The organism is Pseudoalteromonas sp. S3260, from assembly GCF_005886925.1.
Taxonomy (GTDB): Bacteria; Pseudomonadota; Gammaproteobacteria; order Enterobacterales; family Alteromonadaceae; genus Pseudoalteromonas; species Pseudoalteromonas tetraodonis.
In genome coordinates, this window is the sequence record NZ_PNCV01000040.1 from 1 (window position 1) to 21,319 (window position 21,319).

The following is a 21,319-nucleotide window of genomic DNA, read 5'->3' on the forward strand; positions in this document are numbered from 1 at the left end:
TGGTTGGCCGGACGCTTACAACCGACTTAATGTCGGCTTATGTATGAAAGTGGTGGGCGCAGGACGTATCTTCTAAGAGTGAACCTCCGACCGCCTGGTTCGTAGCTTGCTACTTTCTCTTATTCACTTTATTTCAGACACAAAAAAACCGACTTTTGTCGGTTTCTTTTCTATTAACTTTAATTGTAATAGAAAGTGGTGGGCGCAGGAGGATTCGAACCTCCGACCGCCTGGTTCGTAGCCAGGTACTCTATCCAGCTGAGCTATGCGCCCACTTTCATATTTACTTATTTATACTCTAAGTGAGAGTTAAAAGTGGTGGGCGTAGGACGTATCTAATAAGAATGAACCTCCGACCGCTTGGCGTTAGCCAACACTTTACTTATTTATACTCTTAGCAGGAGTTGCAATGAAAGTGGTGGGCGCAGGAGGATTCGAACCTCCGACCGCCTGGTTCGTAGCCAGGTACTCTATCCAGCTGAGCTATGCGCCCACTTTCATTTTGCTTGTTTTAACTCTAAGCAGAGCGTTCTCTAAAAGAGAGTAAAGTATGGTGGGCGCAGGAGGATTCGAACCTCCGACCGCCTGGTTCGTAGCCAGGTACTCTATCCAGCTGAGCTATGCGCCCATACTTTATTTTACAAGATGCGCCATTTAAAAAATGGTGGAGAGGGAGGGATTCGAACCCTCGATAGAGCTACAAACTCTATACTCCCTTAGCAGGGGAGCTCCTTCGGCCACTCGGACACCTCTCCGTCTTGTGGGGCGTATAATAAAGATTTCAGAAAATATGTCAAACACTTTTCTGACAAAAGTGACTATATGGCTATAGATTGCACATATGTTTAGTTTTACAGTGAAATTAGTTCGAAATTTAATCGGGTTAGGCATTTGGCGTGCTTGAGTTTACACCCATCACTGGCACTAGTTCATCCGTAAGTTCAGCAAGGTATTGCTCTTGATAGCCTAACTTCTGAAACTCAGCAATACACGCACGATAATATGCTTGTCGCTGTTGTTCAGTGGTGTTTTCATCAGATAAAGGTTCTACTTGTTTAACTTTCATATTATTTTTCTAAGTCCTTTAGAAATTTTTATTTTTACGACTAAGAATGACAGCATATAAATTTCCGCCACATTTTAGCTAAAAAATTTACATAAATACAACACAATGTTTAAAAAACAACCATACCAAAAAGTTATATCACTGCTGTAATGTTGCTAAGCAGTGGAGTAACCATATGCGAGTGAAACTGAATTAAAGGTTAATTGCTCTTTATACCTAGACTTCATTATTAATGTGAAAACAATTAATTAAAAGACTTAATGAGCAGTTTAGGCAATGTCTCACAAACAATAGGGCAAAAAAAACGCCGCTAGTTAGCGGCGTTGATAATTTTTTAGTTTATTCCTTCAAGCTTAGTCTGCTTGTGGGCGCATATGTGGGAATAAAATAACATCTTTGATAGTTGATGAGTCAGTAAACAACATGACTAAACGGTCAATACCAATCCCTTCACCCGCTGTTGGTGGTAAACCATACTCTAACGCGCGAATGTAGTCTTCGTCGTAGTGCATTGCTTCATCATCACCTGCGTCTTTTTCTTCAACTTGGCGAGAAAAACGCTCAGCTTGATCTTGTGCATCATTAAGTTCAGAGAAACCATTTGCTAGTTCACGGCCACCAACAAAGAATTCAAAGCGGTCAGTTACAAATGGGTTTTCGTCGTTACGACGTGCAAGTGGAGACACTTCCCACGGATACCCTGTGATAAATGTAGGTTGGATAAGCATATGCTCAGCCGTTTCTTCAAATATTTCACATAAAAACTTACCCGGGCCCCATACGCAGTTTTCAGGAATTTTAACATGCACTTGTTTAGCGTACGCTTTTAATTCTTCAAAGTGGTTTTCTGGGTCGTTAAATACCGCAGCATCAAACTCAGGGTTATATTTTAAGATTGCGTCGCTCATGCTTAAACGTGTGAACGGTTGACCAAAGTCATACTCTACTGAATCAATCACTTCACCGTTTTCATCTTTAGTGGTGTTAACAACGATTGGGCTACCCAATACGTTAGTTGCAACTGTACGTAACATGTCTTCGGTGATGTTCATTAAATCAATGTAGTCAGCGTATGCTTGGTAGAACTCAATCATGGTGAATTCTGGGTTGTGACGCGTTGATAACCCTTCGTTACGGAAGTTACGGTTAATTTCGAATACACGGTCAAAACCACCTACTACTAAACGCTTTAAGTAAAGCTCAGGCGCAATACGTAAGTACATGTCGATATCAAGCGCATTATGATGAGTCACAAACGGACGCGCAGATGCACCACCAGGAATAACCTGTAGCATTGGCGTTTCTACTTCCATAAAATCGCGGTCTGCTAAAAAGCGACGAATACCTTCAACCACTTGTGAACGAATACGGAATGTTTCACGCGTTGCTTCGTTAGTAATTAAATCAACATAACGCTGACGGTATTTCGTTTCTTGATCCGACAGACCATGGAATTTTTCAGGAAGTGGACGAAGTGACTTAGTCAGTAGTTCGTACTCAGCCATATCTACGTATAAATCACCTTTACCCGATTTATTAAGTGGCCCTTTAACACCAATAATATCGCCAATATCAAGCTGGCCATATTTTGCTTTTAAATCTTTTTGAACGTCTTTTGATGCATAAACTTGTACACGGCCTTTCATATCTTGAATAGACATAAACGGACCACGCTTAGCAAGAATACGACCTGCAATCGATACTACGTGCTGTAATTCGATTAATTCTTCTTTACTCTTATCACCAAACTCAGCCTGCAAATCTGCCGTGTAATGCTCACGACGGAATTGGTTTGGATGACCGTTGGCTGGGCAATTTGCGCGAATAGCGTCTAATTTGCCGCGACGCTCAGCGATTAACTTATTTTCGTCTTGGATTTGATCAGTCATTTTTTAGCTCTTTTTTAGCTTGGTGGTTATAAGCCAGATTTTAAGCTGGCTTCAATAAATTTGTCTAAGTCGCCATCGAGTACCGCTTGAGTATTACGGTTTTCAACGCCGGTACGTAAATCTTTAATACGCGAGTCATCAAGTACGTAAGAACGAATTTGACTTCCCCAGCCAATATCAGACTTGTTGTCTTCTTGGCTTTGCTTTTCTGCATTTTGCTGTTGTAGCTCAAGCTCAAATAATTTCGCTTTTAACTGCTTCATTGCTTGGGCTTTATTTTTATGCTGCGAGCGCTCGTTTTGACACTGCACCACAGTATTAGTTGGCACGTGAGTAATACGTACCGCTGATTCAGTGGTATTTACGTGCTGACCACCCGCGCCTGATGCACGGTAAACGTCTATACGCAAGTCAGACGGATTAATGTCAATTTCAATATTGTCATCAACTTCTGGGTAAACAAACGCAGAAGCAAACGAGGTATGACGACGACCACTTGAGTCAAATGGACTTTTACGAACGAGGCGGTGTACGCCTGTTTCAGTGCGTAACCAACCATAAGCGTATTCCCCAGAAAAACGCACCGTTGCGCCTTTAATACCGGCAACATCACCATCGGTCGCTTCAACAAGCTCTACTTTAAAGCCTTTTGCTTCACCCCAGCGTAAATACATGCGAAGTAAAATATTACACCAGTCTTGCGCTTCAGTACCGCCAGAACCTGACTGTAAATCAAGGTAGGCATCGTTTGAATCGTGAGAACCTGAAAACATACGACGAAACTCAAGCCCTTCAAGCTGCTGATTTAAATCAGCCAGTTCACTTTGTGCTTCATCAAAGGTGTCTTGATCTTCGGCTTCAACAGCAAGCTCTACTAACCCTTCAACGTCGTCAGTACCCGCCACTAAGGTGTCAATGGTTTCAACAACGGCTTCTAGTGCTGACTTTTCACGACCAAGGGCTTGTGCGCGCTCAGGTTCATTCCATACGGCTGAATCTTCAAGTTCGGCGTTAACTTCTTCTAAACGTTCTTGTTTAAGAGCGTAGTCAAAGGTACCCCCGAAGCAGTTCAGTACGTTCGCGAATTTCCTTGATTTGATTAATCACAGGATTCACTTCAAACATGTACATTACTCCAAAATGGCTAGGTTATTGCGCACTTAAAAAAGAGACTGAGCGCAATTAAAAATCATCAAATAATAAAAACGCCCGATTTTAACAAAAAACCGCGCGTTTTATTAGCCTTTTATGCATGGTTTGAAGATATTTTTTAGCCCACTTTTTCAAGCTCTCTTACAATCAGTTGTAAGCTAAATTTACCTCTAAATTCATTTATATCGAGCTGGTACGCTACTTTAACAAACTGCGCCTCGGTATCTGGCCACGCTTTTACATCAATGCCAAAAGCTATGGCGTCAACTAAACGTGCAGATTGGTGTTTAAGGACTAACTTTAGGTGTTTTTCACCCACAATGCGCTGCTGTATCACTTCAAAGGTGTGTTCAAATATCGGCTCAGGAAATTGCTGCCCCCACGGGCCTGATTGCTTTAATAATTGTGCAAAATCCATGCTAAAGCAGTCGTTAGGTAGCTCACCATCGGTAAACACAATGCAACGTTTACTTTCTTCACTTAGTTGAGCGCTGACCGCACTTTCAAACGCACGTTTAAACTCAGTAAATTGCTGCTCGTTAATACTTAACCCTGCCGCCATTGCGTGGCCGCCAAATTTATTAATTAAACCAGGCTGCGCGGTGTTTAATCCCTCAAGTAAGTCGCGCATATGCAAGCCTTCAATAGAGCGACATGAGCCTTTTATTTCACCGTTTTCACCACCGGCAAATATCACCGTTGGGCGGTGGTACTTTTCTTTTAAGCGCCCAGCTAAAATACCAATTACCCCTTGGTGCCAATCGTCTTGGTACAAACAAATAGCATCAGGCACACTGTCTTCTTTAAAGGCGAGCCTATCGAGCACCGCTTGCGCTTCTACTTGCATACCTTGCTCTATTTCACGTCTGGCAAAGTTTAAACTATCAAGCTCGCCAGCTATGCGCCTAGCTTGATTTATGTCGGTACTGAGTAAGCAGGCTATACCTAAACTCATGTCATCTAAACGCCCTGCGGCATTTAAACGTGGCGCCAATGAAAAGCCAAAATCGCTGGCACTTAAACGAGCCGCATTGCGATTAGCTACTTCAATCAGTGCGGTAATGCCTGGGCGAGTTTTTCCACTGCGAATACGTGCCAAGCCTTGATGTACTAACGTACGGTTATTTGCATCCAGTGCCACCACATCGGCCACCGTACCTAGCGCTACAATATCAAGCAAATCAGCAATATTCGGCATAGGATGTTGGTTAAAGTAGCCTTGTTCACGCAGCGCACTTCTCAGTGCGATAAGTAAATAAAACGCCACACCAACACCGGCTATCGACTTAGAGGGAAAATCACAGTCATGGCGGTTAGGATTAACAATAGCATCGGCATTAGGCAGTTGCTCGCCTTGTAAATGATGATCTGTAACCAGCACTTTTATGCCTGCGGCTTTAACAATATCAATCCCTGCAACACACGAAATCCCGTTATCTACGGTGATCACTAAATCAGGCTGCATAGTGACTATTTGCTCAGCCAATGCTGGGCTTAAGCCATAACCTAAACTAAAGCGGTCTGGCACTAAGTAATCTAAGTGGGTAAAGCCAAACATGGCCAGCCCTTGCATTAAGGTGGCGGTGCTGGTTGCGCCATCGGCGTCAAAGTCGCCCACAATAAGTATTTTGCTTTGTGCGTGTAGGGCTTCAATTAACAGTTGGCTGGCTTTGTCTATATCTTTAAAAAGTTTGAAGTCGTGGAGTGTAGCGGCGCTATTGTTTAGCTCATCGGCATGGGAAACATTTCGCGTGGCATAAATTTGCTTAATAACAGGGTGAAGATGGCTCGGCAGATGAGAGTCGTCAACGGGTTCTCGCGCGATGATCATTTTTTTCATGCTGGTTTTTAACTTATGATGTTCATAACAAAAAGACAAAAAAAGGCCATAAAGGCCTTTTTAAACAGTTACTCAGGTTTTTAATTAACCTGCTTTGTTGGCCTCAAGCGCAGCGCTTAATGCGGCTGCTGGTTGGTAGCCTGGGATCATGGTGCCATCTTCTAAAATAATAGCCGGTGTACCACTAATACCAAAACTTTGGCCTAATTGGTAATGCTCTGCTACAGGGGCGCTACAGCCTTTTACAATTTGTGTATCTGCACCCGATTTAGCTTCAGTAAGTGCTCCTTGCTGATCTTTAGCACACCATACATTCATTAAATCAGCATAACCTGACCCTTGTAGGCCACCACGTGGAAACGCTAGGTATTTAACCGTAATGCCCGATTCAAGTAGGTCATCAAGCTCACGGTGTAATTTACGACAGTAACCACAGCTAATATCGGTAAACACGGTAATGCTGTGTTTTTCTTCTGGCGCTTTATACACGATCATTGAATCTTCGTATTCTTTTAACCCTGATTGGCGCACACCGTTAAGTGCTTGCTCGGTCAAATTACTACGGTTGTTTAAATCGATTAGTGTACCTTGCATTAAAAATTGACCGTCTGGGCTTGCATATAGTACCCCTTTATTAGTGATCAATTCTTTTAAGCCTGCAACTGGGCTTGGGTTAATTTGTTTAACAGTTACCCCTAGCGCGGCAAATTTTGTCACAATAGGATCATTGGCATCGGGTGTTACTGCAACGCCATTAGCAAAGGCGCTCAAACTAGTGCACAACATGGCACCTGCTAACATTAATTTTTTCATAACGGGTTCTCTATCTTAAAAATACTTATCTTATCGTGTCTATATGACCGGCTTAGTGACAAAAAAATTCGCTTAAGCACGAGGATGATGCTCAGCATGTACCGATTTTAATCGTTCATTCGCTACATGCGTATAAATTTGGGTAGTTGATAGGTCGCTGTGGCCAAGCATCATCTGCACCACACGCAAGTCAGCCCCATGATTTAATAAATGCGTTGCAAATGCATGTCGCAAGGTATGGGGTGATAACGGCGACTCAACGGATGCCAAAATAGCATAGTGTTTGATCCGATGCCAAAAAGTTTGTCGTGTCATGCCTACCCCTCGTTTAGAAGGAAACACAAAATCGGTGGCATGTTTTATCATTTGTGCTCGCCCAAGCTTTAAAAATTGCTCGAGCCAGTACATGGCCTCTTCACCTAATGGCACTAATCGCTCTTTGTTACCTTTACCTTTTACAAACACCACAGCTTGGCGCAAATTTATTTGCTCCATTCTAAGCCCCACCAGCTCGGTTACCCGCAGCCCTGTTGCATACAGTAACTCCAGCATGGCTTTGTCGCGCAGACCCATTGGCTCTTCAATGTTAGGCGCACTTAATAGCGCCTCTACTTCGGCCTCAGAAAGCGTTTTTGGTAACGACTGCCCCGCTTTAGGCTGAGCAATATTAACCATAGGTGAGTCGCTAATTATTTTTTCACGCACAAAATACTGATAAAAACGTTTTAATGCACTAATACTGCGCGCAGTACTGCGTGGTTTTAACCCCAAATCAACACGGTGCGCTAAGTAACTTTCAACGTCGAGGCTGGTTACCGTCATTAAGTTTTCGCCTTTTAAAAATTGGCAAAACTTATCTAAGTCACTGCGATAAGCGCTCAGTGTGTTTTCACTTACGCCTTGCTCTAAATAGAGGCTATCAAGAAAGGTTTCTAAAAAGTCGCTATTGCTGCTTAGCTCAGTATTTTGTTCAGGTAAATCGTCAGATAGCGTTGTCACGTTGTGATCTCATGTTGGTAATACCACGGGAGAAGGTATCAATTAAAAATACCTTACGGTAAACTTGAGCCTATCATAACAGGCAATTACACAGTGATAAATACGATGCAGATTGGTTTATTTTTTGGTTCTACTACCTGCTATACCGAAATGGCGGCAGAAAAAATACGCGATATTATTGGCGCCGACATTGTCAGCTTACATAATATTAAAGACGAGCCGCTTAAAAACGCTGAGCAATATGACTTTATCATTTTTGGTATTTCTACGTGGGACTTTGGGGAAATTCAAGAAGATTGGGAATCAAAGTGGGACGACATAAAAGACGTTGACCTAAATGGTAAAACTATCGCATTATTTGGCATGGGCGATCAGCAAGGATATGGCCAGTGGTTTCAAGATGCGTTAGGTATGTTGCACGATGAAATAAATGCTCAAGCCATTACTCAACTTGGCTTTTGGCCTAACGACAGTAATTACGAATTTGAAGCGTCTAAAGCCCTTACCGAAGACGGTAAACAATTTGTAGGTTTAGCATTAGACGAAGACAGTCAGTACGAGCTAAGCGACGAGCGTATTGCCACTTGGGTAGAACAAGTGATGACAGAGTACGCTGAAACCCTATAACTCAGCGTGCAAACAGCGCTGCCATGCAGCGCTTTTTAATCCTTAACTACTCTACTTTTAACCAGTATTGGTTACGGTAAAAAAAGCCCACATAACCACGCACTTCTAACTGTTCACCATTTTGCTGCAAAGTTAGGCGCACACTGTAGGTTTTACCATTATTTGGGTCGAGTATTTCACCGTCTTCCCAACTACCGTCACCCGCATAGATCACATCTTCAATAATGGTCATACCCAACATAGGCTGATTCTTTTTATCACCATCACACTCGCTGCAAAGTGCATATTGCTTATTTTTATTGAGTATTGTTTCAATTTTGCCAGTCAGTACGCCATCTTGCTCAGTAATACGTACGTACGACTTTGCTTCTTTGGTGTCTTCATTAATGGTTTTCCAAAGCCCAACCGGTGTGGGGTTAGCTAATAACTTAAATGAGGCAAAAATACTGCCGACCAAAAATCCCATCAACAGCGAGTTAGCTCTTTTTTTATTCAATAAATTCATTGCGTTACTATATTAGCGATTAATTAAGCCATAGTAACAATAAACAACCAGATGCAAAACTGTTTAAACACCCAGAACGCGCTACATTTTTAAATAAAATTCGCGGCATAACGCCTGATACTGTGAGGTATAGCTATTATCATCGGCTCTTATACATAACTGAGTTGTACTTATTTCGCTCTGCTCATAGCTAAAGGTCATTAAGCTGCGAGTAAAAGGTTTATGCGCCGTTGCTTGTACTTGGCAAAGGCGATTTAAATACAGCCCTTGCTGCTGCGCCAAGGTTATAAATAACTGCGCCTCTTCACTTGGCAAAATTAAATTAAAACGTGCTTGTTTATGCGTTAAGCGTATAAACGCAGCAATGAGTTCTGCAAAGCTTAAACCATCAGTATGGCGAGCGGCATTTCGCGCTGCATTATCACTTTTTAAACTGTGATTAAAATAAGGCGGATTAGCTATAACGCAATCAAACTTAGTCTCAGGCGCAAACTGCTGAACGCACTGGTGATAAATATTAATGTCTGGCCAAGGGCTTTGCTGGCAGTTTTGTAAAGCTTGCTGGTAGGCGGCTTCATCAACCTCAACCGCACTCACTTTTAAATGTGGCGCTCGTTGCTTACACATTAACGCCAGTAACCCCGTGCCTGTGCCAATATCTAATAACGAACTTGCACCGTTTAAATCAGCCCATGCCCCGAGTAAAATACCATCGGTAGAGACCTTCATGGCGCACTGGTCGTGCTCAACCTTAAATTGTTTAAATGCAAAACCAGACATTTTTTCACCTTTTCATTCACCAAGTAGGTTTAAGTGCGTATAATTAACGGCAATTGTCCCCTATTTTTGACACTCTATGCAATTTTCTGAATTTGATCTTGATGATAAGCTACTTAATGCTATTAATAAAATGGGTTTTGAAACCCCCACTAGCATTCAACAACAAGCCATTCCTGAGGCGTTGCAAGGGCGCGATATTTTAGCGTCTGCACCAACAGGTACGGGTAAAACGGCGGCATTTTTAATTCCAGCAATTCAATATTTAATGGATTTCCCGCGTCGTGATCCGGGCTTTGCACGGGTATTAATTATGACCCCAACTCGCGAGCTTGCTTATCAAATTCATGAACAATGTGAGTTACTTGCAAAACAAACCCAGTTAAAAATTGGGGTGGTTACCGGCGGTATAAACTACGGTACACACAAAGAAATTTTTGAAAATAATAACGACATTTTAATCGCCACACCTGGGCGTTTAATGGAATATTTAGAAACCGAAAACTTCCACGCAGAAAACGTAGAAATGCTCATTCTTGATGAAGCCGACCGCATGCTCGACATGGGCTTTCGTAAAGAAATGCTGCGTATTTGTGATGAAGCTAAAAATCGTCGTCAGTGCTTTTTATTCTCAGCTACTCTTGAAGGTGACAGCGTAGAATTATTTGCAGAGCGTATTTTAAACGACCCGGCTCTGCTTGAAGCCGAATCATCACGCAAAGAAAAAGCTAAAATACATCAATGGGTTCATTTGGCTGACGATTACCATCACAAGCTTGAGCTATTAGTTAACACCTTAAACGGCCCTGATGTTAGTAAAGCGATTGTGTTTGTAAAAACTCGTGAGCGCCTTGAAACCCTTATTGGTGAACTAACCAATAACGGCGTTAAAGCTGCGTGGTTACGTGGTGAAATGCCACAAGACAAACGCATGAAAGCCATGGAAAACTTCCACAGTGGCAAAACCCGTATTTTAGTCGCTACCGATGTGGCGGCCCGCGGTATTGATGTAGCTGATATAAGCCACGTAATTAATTTTGATATGCCACGTACTGCAGATGTATACGTACACCGTATTGGCCGTACGGGTCGTGCGGGTAAAAAAGGTATTGCGATTTCACTCATTGAAGCGCACGACATTGGCATACTTTACAAAGTAGAACGTTACATAGAGCAAAAGCTAAAACGCCGTGTATTTAAAGGATTAGAGCCAAAGCATAAAGAAGCCAAGCCACCGGTTAAAAAACGTAAAGATCCAGTAAAAATGAAAGCGAAGAAAAAAGCCAAAGCTAAAAAGAAAAAATAGCTTTAGCTTTAACACATTTAATTGAGCCGACGTTTGTCGGCTTTTTTGTGACTTAAAAACAGTGAGTAAGCTATTCATAGTAATATGTAAAAAATACTTAGCTGAATAACCAATTAATAAAATAGTAATTTATTTCAAATAGTTAATCTTGGAATGAAACTTGTAACCCTATCGAATATACGAGTATTAAAACGCCGAGTAATGGCGTTGTTTTTTAGTAACACACTAAGGATATAGTTATGAGTCGCATTAAATTTACTATCGGTTTTATTTCGTTTTGTTGTTTATTTTTATTAGTCTCTGCTTTTAAAGTCAGTGCAGCAACGCATTTAGCTGTAGTTAGCAGTGTGGCTACACAACCTAATTTACAACAATCTATTACTCATGAGTTGCGCACTAACCCAAATTTAAAGTTAGAAAAACTAAACGTACACGTTAATGACGGTAACGTTGAACTTAAAGGTGAAGCCAATAACGGTTTTGAACGCGCTCTCGCACAAAAGTTTTTAGAAAATATGGATGGGGTTAAAATCATTCATAACAAAATTAGTGTCATTTAATATAACTTTTTCTTAACTAATACACTTAACTTATCCCTCAGCGCTGCTTGTTTCTCCAACACAAGCGGCGCTTTTTTATAGTTTGCACAATATAATTCACTGCAGAGCATATTCCCAAGCCAGTTTAAATACTTAATTAAATGCCTTTTAGTTTACGCACCAATCGCGACGCTCATTGCAGCTGCTTATACTTTTGAAACCTTTGTTTATAAACACTTATTATAAAGCGCTTACATCAAGCTTGTGCTCTAGTTCGGTTGATTAAATAATCTATTTTGAGATGAGAAACCTTATCGATATAGTTTTCTAATTGAGGCGTTTTTAAGGCAGTTAGCGCAAGGCTTTAATTACTTCAGGTTATCAATTGGGTCTGTTGTTCTTTCAAGGTTGAATTTGCAGCAGTCTGTTTGGTATTTAGCCAAAGGTTCTGCCCAGGGACATTTACTCTTTGTTGTCTATATGAATGGTGGTAAGGAGTGTGAGCTGGACACGGAAGCTTTGCTCGGTTTTTACTTATTCTTACATGGATGTAAGCCGTAGAATAACGCAGGAGCAGTTATCGAGCCCACTAGGCAACAAACCTCGCGTCACGATTAAATAGCTCTTAGTTTGAACTAATTTTAATCCGCAAAGGTCAACAGACCCTTATATTATTTATTATAAAAAGCGCGTTTTAATTTGTAAAAACGCGCTGATAGTCAGTAACTATTTCCCAATGCTTTTACCTTCGGGGTTTTAAATTATTTACTCACCTTGGCTTGCATCAGTATTATTGTCACCCTCTTTATTTGCTGACTGCTGATTTATTTTATCGCTTATCATGGCATCGAGTTTTTCACCGCCCTTAATACCAAAATCAAGGGTACGAATAGGAAACGGAATACTTATATCAGCGGCATCAAGTGCTTGCTTTACGGCCACAACTCCTTTGTGACGCACAGTCATAAAATCAGGCTCACCGGGGTATTTGATCCAAAACCACACTAACAAGTTTATACTGCTATCACCAAAGCCTTCGGCATAAACAGCGGTTTCATTTTTGCGGATCACAAAGTCAAATTGGTTAATTTTGTCGACGATGACCTCACTGGCTTTTTCTATGTCGTCAGCGTAAGAAATACCCACCGGCACTTCTATTCGTCTTACTCCTAAGGTGCTGTAATTACGCAGTACATTTCTAAATAGTATTTTATTAGGAACCAGTATCAACTGCCCGTAAAAGCTCTCTATTAGTGTGTTGCGCAAGTTTATTGAATGCACTGAACCAAATACGTTATCGGTCTCGATAACATCACCCGCTTTGAACGGTTTACGAATACCCATAGCAATACCCGCAATTAGGTTTTCGGTCATATCTTGAAAAGCAAAACCAATGGCAAGACCAACAATACCTGCACCCGCAAGCAGTGACGTAACGGTACTTTTTAAGCCCATAAAATCAAGGGCAATAAAGACCCCCACACTCAGTACAATAACTTTAAAAATGGAGGCCATTAAGTCAGCAATTTGAGTAGAATCGAGCGAGCGACGCAATACTTTTTTCATTCCTTTGCCTGCAAGGCGGGCAATAAATGAAAATATAATCGCAATAATCACCGCGACTATAAAGTTAGGGATATGACTTATAACAACATCAAACCAACCGCCGAGCTTCTCTTCTATTAGTTTTTCGGCTTCTGTAATTGAGGGAATTGAGAGCATTTATTTTATACCTTAGTTTCTATTAATAACCTAAGGTTTGCAAAAATAGCGCCAGTATAAAAAAAGCCATGCAATGCATAGCTTTTTGGGTATGTGTTTAGCTGCAAATAGCGCTAAATTTAGCTTTGCTCTTCGCGCAAAAATACCGGTTCAAGTTCTTTAGTGGTTGCTTCTGAGCTAAAGTAATAGCCGGCCACAGTAAACTCTTTGAGTTGGCTTAATTGAGTCACTTGATTTTCAATGATGTAGCGTGCCATCATGCCGCGCGCTTTTTTAGCGTAAAAGCTAATCACTTTATATTGGCCGTTTTTACAGTCTTTAAAGTGTGGTGTAATAATGTGTGCGTTCAGCGTTTTTTTATCTACTGCTTTAAAGTATTCGTTAGAGGCTAGATTTACTAAGTATTGTGCATCTTGTGCCGCTAATACGTCGTTAAGTTTATTAGCAATAACACTGCCCCAAAACTCATATAAGTTTTTACCCCGGCTATTTTCAAGTTTTGTACCCATTTCTAACCGATAAGCCTGCATTAAATCAAGCGGCTTTAATACTCCGTATAATCCCGAAAGTATACGTAAATGGTCTTGAGCGTAATCAAGCTGCTTAGTAGTGAGGGTATTAGCATCTAACCCGCCGTATACATCGCCGTTAAAGGCAAGCACGGCCTGTTTAGCATTATCGGTAGTGAATGGTTGTGCCCACTCACTGAAACGCGCTGCGTTGAGGCCTGCGAGTTTATCGCTAATTTTCATTAAACTGCCAATTTGCGCAGGAGTTAGTTCACGGCATACTTTCATGAGCACTTCGCTGTGCTCAAGTAATTCAGGTTGAGTGAACTTATCTGTTGCGGGTGGCGTGTCGTAATCAAGATTCTTTGCTGGTGAAATAACAGTGATCATAGTTAGCTATTGACTTGTAAATTATTTAATGTCAATTTCAACATTAAATGAAACGAAAAGCACGTTTTGTTTAAAATTATCCTACCTAAAACTCAACCGTTACCGTTTTTTTATTGATAAGGACATAAGACCTATCAAGCATTGTCACACTGTTGCAGTATAGCTATATTAAGGTAGTTTAGATTTTCTTTTAACTTGCTTGGAATGAGGAAAAGCAAATGACTAGCGCTCTACAAAGGCTTAAACAACATTCTTCTATCGTGGCCGACACGGGCGATATAGAAGCCATAAAAAAACATCAACCTGAAGATGCGACTACCAATCCATCGCTACTTTTAAAAGCGAGCGAGATTGAAGCTTACAAACCTTATCTAGATAAAGCATGGCAGTATGCAAAAGAAACAGAGCAGCAGCCTGCAAAACAGCTAGAGCTGGCTTGTGATTATTTTGCTGTATTACTTGGAAAAGAAATTAGTGAAATTGTACCGGGTTATATTTCTACCGAAGTTGATGCACGTTTATCATTTGACACCCAAGCAACAATTAATAAAGCACACACGCTATTGAGCCTTTACGAAAAAGAAGGCGTAAGCAAAGACAAAATTTTAATTAAAATAGCGTCAACATGGGAAGGTATTAAAGCGGCTGAGCAATTAGAAAAAGAAGGCACTAAGTGTAACCTTACTTTATTATTCAGCGATGCCCAAGCGCGCGCCTGTGCTGATGCAAACGTATTTTTAATCTCTCCATTTGTTGGCCGTATTTTAGATTGGCACGTGGCAAACGGTATGGAAAAACCAACCGATCCGCTTCAAGATCCGGGTGTGCAATCTGTACGTAGCATTTTTGAGTTTTACAAACGTCACGACTACAAAACCGTAGTTATGGGCGCAAGCTTTCGTAATACCGGTGAAATTATTGCACTTACAGGATGCGATAAGCTAACAATTAGCCCTAATCTTTTAGAAGATTTGGGTAATTTAGAAGGTGCTGAAGAATACTTGCTAGCAAGTGATATTACTAAAGAGCCAAAACCTGAGCCACTTAGCGAAACACAGTTCCGTTGGTTACATAACCAAGATGCCATGGCGACTGAAAAACTCGCTGAAGGTATTCGCTCATTTGCAGATGCACAGGAACAATTAGAAGCACGCTTTAAAGCGATGTAACTAACCGCTGTTTTAAGAGTTTAAAAACGTCGCTTATTGCGGCGTTTTTTTATACCTGCAATTTTATTTTAAATACTCGCCTTGTCCCCATTTAAGTGCAGTTCTCATTGATCTTCATCAAAATACCACCCGTTAGTAACAGTTTCGTCACATTTATATTCTATTTTATTAATAGCTGTGGTATAGATACTGCCGAGGTTCAAAAAGTGGTCAATAGGAGATAATCAATGGATAGCCTAAACGAAATAATAGAGATATTAGAAGATTCTGATACATCGAAAAAAACCTCTCAAAAAAATAAAAAAAGAAAATGGCGCGAAATAGAAGCAATAAAAGATAAGCAACGTTTGCGCAAAGAACTACTGGAGCTTGACTATTTTGCAGATAGTGTTGCTATTGATGAGTTAGAGTTTTAACCAACATAAGCAACTAAAAAGGCTTTCATAAATGAAAGCCTTTTTTAATGCCTATTACCCTATACCTGCCAATTAATGGGCTGCGCCCCTTGCCCTATTAACAGTTCATTGGTTTTGGAAAAGTGCTGGCAACCAAAAAAGCCGCGATGCGCTGAAAGCGGCGAAGGATGAGGCCCTGCCAATACATGATGGCGCTGGCGATCAATACTTTTACCTTTTTTTTGTGCATGTGCGCCCCATAAAATAAACACCACACCTTGGCAGTGTTCATTTATATGAGCAATCACGTTATCGGTAAATTGCTCCCAACCTAAGTGTTTATGGGAATGGACTTGCCCTTGCTCTACGGTTAATACAGTATTGAGTAAAAATACACCTTGCTCTGCCCAGCCTTGTAAATAGCCGTGTTCTGGCGTGGTAAAGCCATTAATATCAGTTACTAACTCTTTATAAATGTTTTTAAGCGAAGGCGGGAGCTTTTTAACCTCAGGCAATACTGAAAAACACAAACCATGCGCTTGCCCTTCTCCATGGTAAGGGTCTTGACCTAATATAACCACTTTAATGTCGCTAAGTGGAGTTGCATCAAATGCGCTAAACACCTGTGATTTTGGCGGATATACAGCAGTGCCTTCGGCTCGTTTATTCGCAATATATTCAAGGGTTTGCTGCATATATGTTTGGCTAAGTTCATGGTTTAAAAAAGATGACCAGTTGCTCATAATTGACTCTTAATAAATTCTCTAGATATATCTACTTTGTCACACATCTGCGCTAATCCATCCAACATTCTGGGGGTAAACCGATGTAATAAATCAGCATTGACGCTAATAAACTGCTCATACTTTACCGCAGGAATTTCAGGCCACTGCTGCCAATTTACCGTAGGCATTACCCTTTTTGATTTTTCATCGGGAATAATAATAACTTGTGGCTTAGTAACTATCACGTTTTCGATGCTAATTTGTGGGTAATCTGTGTCGCTGTTTGCAAATACATTGGTTACTTGGCACGTTTCGATTAACTGATTGATCCATGTATTTTTTGATACAGTCATCATAGGCTCAGGCCACAACTGATAAAACCCCGTAAGCGTGGTTTTATCTTTCTGGGTAACTTTAATTGCGTTGAGTTTGGCTGTAAATGTCTCGGCTACTTGTTTACTTTGCTCAATATGGCCCGTTATTTGACCTAGTTTTAGTATTTCCGAGGCAACCCCTTCAATAGAACGTGGATCACTTAAATATAATTCAATTCCTAAACGCTTTATTTGTGCTAAATCTTCAGCCTGATTACCACTTTTCCACGCAATCACCATGTCAGGTTTTAGCATGAGTAACTTTTCAATAGAAATGCCATTGTAGCCACCAATACGCTCAATTTTAGTCGCCTCTTGCGGGTAATCTGCGTAATCCAGCGTGCCCACTATTAAATCACCAGCACCAATAGCATATAAATTTTCAACTATGTGTGGTGCTAAAGCCACTATACGAAGCGGCTTGTCAGCTAGGGCTTGAGGTACATTAACAGCAAACAATAACAGCCCAAAAACAATACGCTTTAACATTAGTAATCAAAGCCTTTCAATGCTTTTACGCCCGACTCAAACGCATGTTTTACATTACGTACTTCACTTACCGTATCGGCAAGCTCTATTAAGGTGCGATGCGCAGCACGACCAGTAATAATTACCGATTGCATAGGCGGTCTATTATTTACAGCAACAACCACTTCTTCAAGGTCGATATAACCATAGGTCACCATATAGGTGAGTTCATCGAGTAATACCACATCGATACTGCTGTCGCTTAGCATCCGCTTTGACTCTTGCCATGTTGCTTGCGCTGCCGCGGTATCGGCCTCTTTATTTTGCGTATCCCACGTAAACCCGGTGTTCATAACAGCAAATTCAACCCCAGCACCTTGCAGTAAATTACGCTCACCACACTCCCATGTGCCTTTAATAAACTGACATACCGCAGCTTTTTTGCCGTGCCCAACACAGCGTGCAACCACACCAAAACCAGAGGTTGATTTGCCTTTACCGTTACCAGTAATAACCTGAAAAATGCCTTTTTCTCGTTGCGCTGCGGCTACTCGCGCATCAACCTGTTCTTTTACTTTTTGTTGGCGCTGTTGGTGCTTGTCGTTAGTTGATTCAGTCATTGTTATGTCCTTGATAAATTTTAATAATTTGTTCAATATTTAAATGTGTTTGGCACATTTCAGCGAGACGTTCTAGCTGGCGCTCGCGATGCTCATTGATGCTGATACCACTAATTTCACAGTCTGGTTTTAGCCACTTTAATAGCAGTTCTGTAGCAGCTGCGTTGTCAAACAAGCCATGTAAATAAGTACCAGCAATAGCATTATCATCACTAATAAAACCATCAGTTTCAAAGCCATTTGGGTGTTTATTAAAGCGAATAAGTGGTTTGTTGAGCGCTTGACCTTTACTGATCCCAGCATGTATTTCGTAACCCTGACAAGCAACCTGTTGCTCATTTAAATTAAGTACTGCGCTCACTCGGCTTAACACTTTTTGCCCACCTAAAATGGTATCAAAATCGCTAAGCGCTAAACCCGTCACTTGCCCCAACGATGACTCCACCCCATTTGGATCACTGATAGTATTACCTAGCATTTGCATACCGCCGCAAATACCCAATACTTTGCCACCATAACGTAGATGGCGCTTAATTTGCTGATCCCAGCCTTCATTTTTTAAAAACGCGAGATCGCTGAGTACATTTTTACTGCCAGGTACAATAATTAAATCAACAGCAGGAATTGCTTGTGTATGGCGCACATAGGTTATATTTATATTCGGGTGTAATCGCAGAGCATCAAAATCGGTATGGTTACTAATATGTGGCACTAACAGTACAGCAATATTTATACTGGCATCGGCCACATTATTATCTATTGCCACAGCATCTTCTGCATCAAGTGCTAAATCATGCAAGTAAGGTAATACCCCTAATACAGGTTTACCGGTGTACTCCTCGAGCCAATCTAGCCCACCTTGTAATAAACTAATATCACCACGAAAACGGTTAATCACAAAGCCTTTTACTCGTACTTGCTCAGACTCGCTTAATAACGCCAAAGTCCCGACTAAGTGCGCAAATACTCCTCCTTTATCAATATCGGCAATAATAATAACAGGGCAATCCACTTGCTCGGCGTAACCCATATTTGCAATATCGTTTGCGCGTAAATTAATTTCGGCTGGGCTGCCAGCCCCTTCTACCAGTAATAAATCAAAGCGTTTAGCTAAACGCTTATGCGAGGTTAATACTGCATCCATAGCCACTTTTTTGTAGTCATGGTAAGCATCGGCTTCCATATTGCTGATAGCTCTACCATGAATAATAACTTGTGCGCCGGTATCACTATTGGGTTTGAGTAATATAGGGTTAAAGTCGATTTCAGGTTCAACTTTTGCGGCTATGGCTTGTAATGCTTGGGCTCTGCCAATTTCGCCACCATCGTGCGTTACGGCACTATTGAGCGCCATATTTTGTGGTTTAAACGGTGCAACATTAACCCCTTGGTTAGCAAACACTCTGCAAAGTGCTGCCACTAAGGTGCTTTTACCCGCATCGGAGGTGGTACCTTGTACCATTAATGTTTTCATTATTTACCCACCAGCTGGCGCTTACGAAAATACAAGATACTTAAAAAGAATAGACTACCAATGGCCGCCGTGATCACCCCTATTGGCAGCTCTTGGTTAGCGAGTAATGAACGTGCCAGTACATCGACCCATACCATAAATATACCCCCGACTAATCCGGTCATTAACAATCCAACACTACTGCCTTGAGAGATAAAAAAGCGCACTATGTGCGGCACCATTAAGCCAACAAAGCCAATTCCGCCACACATAGCAACCAATACGGCAGTGATCAATGAGCTTAAAATAAGCATTAAAATTCGAAAGCGATGCACCCGAACACCAAGCGTTGTTGCGCTTTCATCACCTAACAACATAGCATTAAGTTGACGTCTAAAACCTAACATAATGACTGTACATGTAATGATGACCAAGGCAGGTAATAACAGTGACGGCCATTGCGCCCTAGCAAAACTTCCCAAAGTCCAAAATATAATAGCCGCGACGGCCTGTGGTTCGCTCCAATAAAGTAACAAACTGGTAAAGGCGCTAAATAAAAATGATAAGGCCACCCCAGCCAATAACATCGACTCAACTTGGGCGTTGCGTTGACTGCCAGCAATTAAAATTAATAACCCCATTGCTACTAAACTGCCAATTAAGGCTGCTGCTGATAGCGCAATGCCTGCGCCTATTCCAACAAAAGCCATTAATACTACGACTCCTAATGATGCTCCCGACGAAATACCAAACAAATAAGGGTCAGCCAATGGATTACGAGTAACTGTTTGTAATATCAATCCAGCAATCGCTAAACCGCTGCCGGCCAAAAAAGCCAGTAACGTACGTGGCATTCTTAATTCAATAATAATGCGGCTGGTAAATGAGGCCTCGCTTGAAAAAGTTAAGCTATGGTATACATCTGCGAGCGAGGTAGGGGCAGCACCAAAGCTCAATGCCACAAATAAACTAAATACAGCGCATAACAGTGCAATAATTAACGCCACACCATGGTTAGACATAATCGTCATGTTATTGGTATCCATAATAATAGGTAATATGGGGAATAGACTCACCATTGGACGCCGTTTGAGGGTGAGTACTAACTTGCGCGCAAACACCAAAAACCTCATCAAGCATTTGCTCGGTAATCACCTTATTAGGCTTTCCCGCGCTAGCGATTTCTCCGTTTTTAATAACCACTAATTCATCGCACATAGCTGCCGCTAAATTTAAATCATGAAATGAAGCAAACACAGTAATGCCCAAAGATTTAGCCAGCTCCATTAATTGAATTTGATATTTAACGTCAAGGTGGCTTGTGGGTTCATCCATAATGAGTAGCTGTGGTTGCTGCACAATCGCTCTGGCAATAAGCGCTCGTTGCTTTTCACCGCCAGATAGTGAGTCAAATGACTGATTGCTATGAGATTCAAGCCCAACACGACTAATAGCCTGCGCTATTTTTTGTTTATCTGCTTGGGTGGTCGAGCTAAATAGCGTTTTATGCGGAGTAAGCCCTAGAGCTACAACATCGAATAACGAGAGATTAAATTGCGACGGTGTTTCTTGTAGCACTACCGCAACTTGCTTGGCATAGTCTTCGCTTTTTAGCTGCCAAATATCGGTATCGTTAAATTTAATGTCGCCTGCTGATGGCTGATTAAATCGATATAAGCACCGCAGTAAACTCGACTTTCCTGCCCCATTAGGGCCAATTAAACCAATAAATTTACCACGCTCAATGCTCACATTAATGTGCTTAAGAATTAATGTATTGTTCACTCGCCAAGAAACGTTGTTAACGGTTAAAAGCGGTAAGTTTAAAGAGGTGTGAGTGTGCAAAAAATTATCCTAGGCAGGGAAACACCCACACTCAGTACTAATATGTACCAAAAAGAAAATGAGTTAACCCGCTCGTTATATGAAGTTTTAAGGCATTTGTATTTGACTTACAGTAAAACTGATCACAATTACGGGA

General features: G+C 41.3%; 21 protein-coding genes and 4 tRNA genes. 5 read left to right on the plus strand and 20 right to left on the minus strand.

What is annotated here, in order from left to right:
* Positions 1-196 precede the first annotated feature (196 nt).
* The 10 genes from CWC14_RS07780 to xerD form a co-directional block, all read right to left on the minus strand.
* Positions 197-273 (minus strand) — tRNA-Arg (locus tag CWC14_RS07780).
* A gap of 143 nt (positions 274-416) precedes the next feature.
* Positions 417-493: transfer RNA gene (locus CWC14_RS07785), tRNA-Arg, on the minus strand.
* 58 nt (positions 494-551) lie between these two features.
* Positions 552-628 (minus strand) — tRNA-Arg (locus CWC14_RS07790).
* A gap of 34 nt (positions 629-662) precedes the next feature.
* A tRNA-Ser gene (locus CWC14_RS07795) sits at positions 663-755 on the minus strand.
* A 128-nt stretch (positions 756-883) separates the two neighbouring features.
* Positions 884-1,066, minus strand: a complete 183-nt coding sequence (locus CWC14_RS07800) for a hypothetical protein (protein ID WP_036980126.1) — start codon at positions 1,064-1,066, stop codon at positions 884-886.
* 353 nt (positions 1,067-1,419) lie between these two features.
* On the minus strand, positions 1,420-2,955 hold the full coding sequence (gene lysS, locus CWC14_RS07805; RefSeq protein ID WP_008467803.1) for a lysine--tRNA ligase: 1,536 nt from the start codon (positions 2,953-2,955) through the stop codon (positions 1,420-1,422).
* 26 nt (positions 2,956-2,981) lie between these two features.
* Positions 2,982-4,080 (minus strand): peptide chain release factor 2 gene (gene prfB, locus CWC14_RS07810; protein ID WP_096038752.1). Its coding sequence is split into 2 segments (ribosomal slippage): positions 2,982-4,004 and positions 4,006-4,080, totalling 1,098 coding nucleotides; the frame shifts between segments, so codons are not numbered across the junction.
* Between the two features lie 145 nt (positions 4,081-4,225).
* Entirely contained in the window at positions 4,226-5,947 is a 1,722-nt protein-coding gene (gene recJ / locus CWC14_RS07815) for a single-stranded-DNA-specific exonuclease RecJ (protein WP_138562211.1), read from the minus strand.
* An 84-nt stretch (positions 5,948-6,031) separates the two neighbouring features.
* Positions 6,032-6,760 carry a bifunctional protein-disulfide isomerase/oxidoreductase DsbC gene (dsbC, locus tag CWC14_RS07820; RefSeq protein WP_138562213.1) on the minus strand — a complete coding sequence of 243 codons (729 nt, stop codon included), beginning with the start codon at positions 6,758-6,760 and terminating at the stop codon, positions 6,032-6,034.
* 72 nt (positions 6,761-6,832) lie between these two features.
* A complete protein-coding gene (gene xerD, locus CWC14_RS07825) occupies positions 6,833-7,759 on the minus strand; it encodes a site-specific tyrosine recombinase XerD (protein ID WP_008110662.1) in 927 nt (308 codons plus the stop codon).
* A 105-nt stretch (positions 7,760-7,864) separates the two neighbouring features.
* Here xerD and fldB point away from each other — a divergent pair, with 105 nt between their 5' ends.
* Complete coding sequence (fldB, locus tag CWC14_RS07830) at positions 7,865-8,386, plus strand: flavodoxin FldB (protein ID WP_008467792.1); 522 nt, start codon at positions 7,865-7,867, stop codon at positions 8,384-8,386.
* Positions 8,387-8,432: 46 nt separating this feature from the next.
* Here the strand turns inward: fldB and CWC14_RS07835 are convergent, their stop codons facing one another.
* Together CWC14_RS07835 and CWC14_RS07840 are read right to left on the minus strand one after the other, a co-directional pair.
* Positions 8,433-8,891, minus strand: a complete 459-nt coding sequence (locus CWC14_RS07835) for a DUF2147 domain-containing protein (RefSeq protein WP_138562215.1) — start codon at positions 8,889-8,891, stop codon at positions 8,433-8,435.
* A gap of 81 nt (positions 8,892-8,972) precedes the next feature.
* On the minus strand, positions 8,973-9,671 hold the full coding sequence (locus CWC14_RS07840; RefSeq protein WP_138562217.1) for a tRNA1(Val) (adenine(37)-N6)-methyltransferase: 699 nt from the start codon (positions 9,669-9,671) through the stop codon (positions 8,973-8,975).
* 76 nt (positions 9,672-9,747) lie between these two features.
* Here CWC14_RS07840 and srmB point away from each other — a divergent pair, with 76 nt between their 5' ends.
* Positions 9,748-10,974 (plus strand): ATP-dependent RNA helicase SrmB, encoded by a 1,227-nt coding sequence (gene srmB / locus CWC14_RS07845; RefSeq protein WP_138562219.1) that lies wholly within the window; start codon positions 9,748-9,750, stop codon positions 10,972-10,974.
* 239 nt (positions 10,975-11,213) lie between these two features.
* Positions 11,214-11,534 carry a BON domain-containing protein gene (locus CWC14_RS07850; protein WP_013465811.1) on the plus strand — a complete coding sequence of 107 codons (321 nt, stop codon included), beginning with the start codon at positions 11,214-11,216 and terminating at the stop codon, positions 11,532-11,534.
* 744 nt (positions 11,535-12,278) lie between these two features.
* On the opposite strand, the gene CWC14_RS07855 is transcribed toward CWC14_RS07850, so the two are convergent.
* Both CWC14_RS07855 and yaaA read right to left on the minus strand, forming a co-directional pair.
* On the minus strand, positions 12,279-13,235 hold the full coding sequence (locus tag CWC14_RS07855; RefSeq protein ID WP_138562221.1) for a mechanosensitive ion channel family protein: 957 nt from the start codon (positions 13,233-13,235) through the stop codon (positions 12,279-12,281).
* A gap of 119 nt (positions 13,236-13,354) precedes the next feature.
* Positions 13,355-14,134, minus strand: a complete 780-nt coding sequence (gene yaaA, locus CWC14_RS07860) for a peroxide stress protein YaaA (protein WP_138562223.1) — start codon at positions 14,132-14,134, stop codon at positions 13,355-13,357.
* Positions 14,135-14,352: 218 nt separating this feature from the next.
* Between yaaA and tal the strand changes: the two genes are divergently transcribed.
* Both tal and CWC14_RS07870 read left to right on the plus strand, forming a co-directional pair.
* The gene (gene tal / locus CWC14_RS07865) at positions 14,353-15,303 is read left to right on the plus strand and encodes a transaldolase (RefSeq protein WP_076922089.1); all 951 of its coding nucleotides are present in this window, start codon (positions 14,353-14,355) and stop codon (positions 15,301-15,303) included.
* 227 nt (positions 15,304-15,530) lie between these two features.
* Positions 15,531-15,719: a DUF3545 family protein gene (locus CWC14_RS07870; RefSeq protein WP_013465815.1), complete on the plus strand. Its 189-nt coding sequence runs from the start codon at positions 15,531-15,533 to the stop codon at positions 15,717-15,719.
* 59 nt (positions 15,720-15,778) lie between these two features.
* Here CWC14_RS07870 and ung read toward each other — a convergent pair whose 3' ends face one another.
* From ung to CWC14_RS07900, 6 genes are read right to left on the minus strand one after another with little or no spacing between them, the layout of a single operon-like run.
* Positions 15,779-16,441, minus strand: coding sequence for a uracil-DNA glycosylase (ung, locus tag CWC14_RS07875; protein ID WP_076922090.1), 663 nt, complete (start codon positions 16,439-16,441; stop codon positions 15,779-15,781).
* Positions 16,438-17,286 (minus strand): cobalamin-binding protein, encoded by an 849-nt coding sequence (locus CWC14_RS07880; RefSeq protein ID WP_064663499.1) that lies wholly within the window; start codon positions 17,284-17,286, stop codon positions 16,438-16,440. The genes ung and CWC14_RS07880 overlap by 4 nt, the downstream gene beginning before the upstream one ends.
* Positions 17,286-17,885: a cob(I)yrinic acid a,c-diamide adenosyltransferase gene (gene cobO, locus CWC14_RS07885; RefSeq protein ID WP_028835663.1), complete on the minus strand. Its 600-nt coding sequence runs from the start codon at positions 17,883-17,885 to the stop codon at positions 17,286-17,288. The genes CWC14_RS07880 and cobO overlap by 1 nt, the downstream gene beginning before the upstream one ends.
* Positions 17,878-19,359 carry a cobyric acid synthase gene (locus tag CWC14_RS07890; RefSeq protein WP_138562225.1) on the minus strand — a complete coding sequence of 494 codons (1,482 nt, stop codon included), beginning with the start codon at positions 19,357-19,359 and terminating at the stop codon, positions 17,878-17,880. Before CWC14_RS07890 ends, cobO begins: the two co-directional genes overlap by 8 nt.
* The gene (locus tag CWC14_RS07895) at positions 19,359-20,369 is read right to left on the minus strand and encodes a FecCD family ABC transporter permease (RefSeq protein ID WP_138562227.1); all 1,011 of its coding nucleotides are present in this window, start codon (positions 20,367-20,369) and stop codon (positions 19,359-19,361) included. Before CWC14_RS07895 ends, CWC14_RS07890 begins: the two co-directional genes overlap by 1 nt.
* A gap of 1 nt (position 20,370) precedes the next feature.
* Positions 20,371-21,183 carry an ABC transporter ATP-binding protein gene (locus CWC14_RS07900; RefSeq protein WP_036980149.1) on the minus strand — a complete coding sequence of 271 codons (813 nt, stop codon included), beginning with the start codon at positions 21,181-21,183 and terminating at the stop codon, positions 20,371-20,373.
* Positions 21,184-21,319: the final 136 nt, after the last annotated feature.

Bases quoted from the DNA above. Each gene is read 5' to 3' on its own strand.
- CWC14_RS07855 (WP_138562221.1), bottom strand. From the start codon at position 13,235: ATGCTCTCAATTCCCTCAATTACAGAAGCCGAAAAACTAATAGAAGAG.
- CWC14_RS07880 (WP_064663499.1), bottom strand. From the start codon at position 17,286: ATGTTAAAGCGTATTGTTTTTGGGCTGTTATTGTTTGCTGTTAATGTA.
- CWC14_RS07850 (WP_013465811.1), top strand. From the start codon at position 11,214: ATGAGTCGCATTAAATTTACTATCGGTTTTATTTCGTTTTGTTGTTTA.
- CWC14_RS07800 (WP_036980126.1), bottom strand. From the start codon at position 1,066: ATGAAAGTTAAACAAGTAGAACCTTTATCTGATGAAAACACCACTGAA.
- lysS (WP_008467803.1), bottom strand. From the start codon at position 2,955: ATGACTGATCAAATCCAAGACGAAAATAAGTTAATCGCTGAGCGTCGC.
- fldB (WP_008467792.1), top strand. From the start codon at position 7,865: ATGCAGATTGGTTTATTTTTTGGTTCTACTACCTGCTATACCGAAATG.
- dsbC (WP_138562213.1), bottom strand. From the start codon at position 6,760: ATGAAAAAATTAATGTTAGCAGGTGCCATGTTGTGCACTAGTTTGAGC.
- CWC14_RS07890 (WP_138562225.1), bottom strand. From the start codon at position 19,359: ATGAAAACATTAATGGTACAAGGTACCACCTCCGATGCGGGTAAAAGC.
- CWC14_RS07835 (WP_138562215.1), bottom strand. From the start codon at position 8,891: ATGAATTTATTGAATAAAAAAAGAGCTAACTCGCTGTTGATGGGATTT.
- srmB (WP_138562219.1), top strand. From the start codon at position 9,748: ATGCAATTTTCTGAATTTGATCTTGATGATAAGCTACTTAATGCTATT.
- cobO (WP_028835663.1), bottom strand. From the start codon at position 17,885: ATGACTGAATCAACTAACGACAAGCACCAACAGCGCCAACAAAAAGTA.
- ung (WP_076922090.1), bottom strand. From the start codon at position 16,441: ATGAGCAACTGGTCATCTTTTTTAAACCATGAACTTAGCCAAACATAT.
- recJ (WP_138562211.1), bottom strand. From the start codon at position 5,947: ATGAAAAAAATGATCATCGCGCGAGAACCCGTTGACGACTCTCATCTG.
- CWC14_RS07895 (WP_138562227.1), bottom strand. From the start codon at position 20,369: ATGACGATTATGTCTAACCATGGTGTGGCGTTAATTATTGCACTGTTA.
- yaaA (WP_138562223.1), bottom strand. From the start codon at position 14,134: ATGATCACTGTTATTTCACCAGCAAAGAATCTTGATTACGACACGCCA.
- CWC14_RS07840 (WP_138562217.1), bottom strand. From the start codon at position 9,671: ATGTCTGGTTTTGCATTTAAACAATTTAAGGTTGAGCACGACCAGTGC.
- CWC14_RS07870 (WP_013465815.1), top strand. From the start codon at position 15,531: ATGGATAGCCTAAACGAAATAATAGAGATATTAGAAGATTCTGATACA.
- tal (WP_076922089.1), top strand. From the start codon at position 14,353: ATGACTAGCGCTCTACAAAGGCTTAAACAACATTCTTCTATCGTGGCC.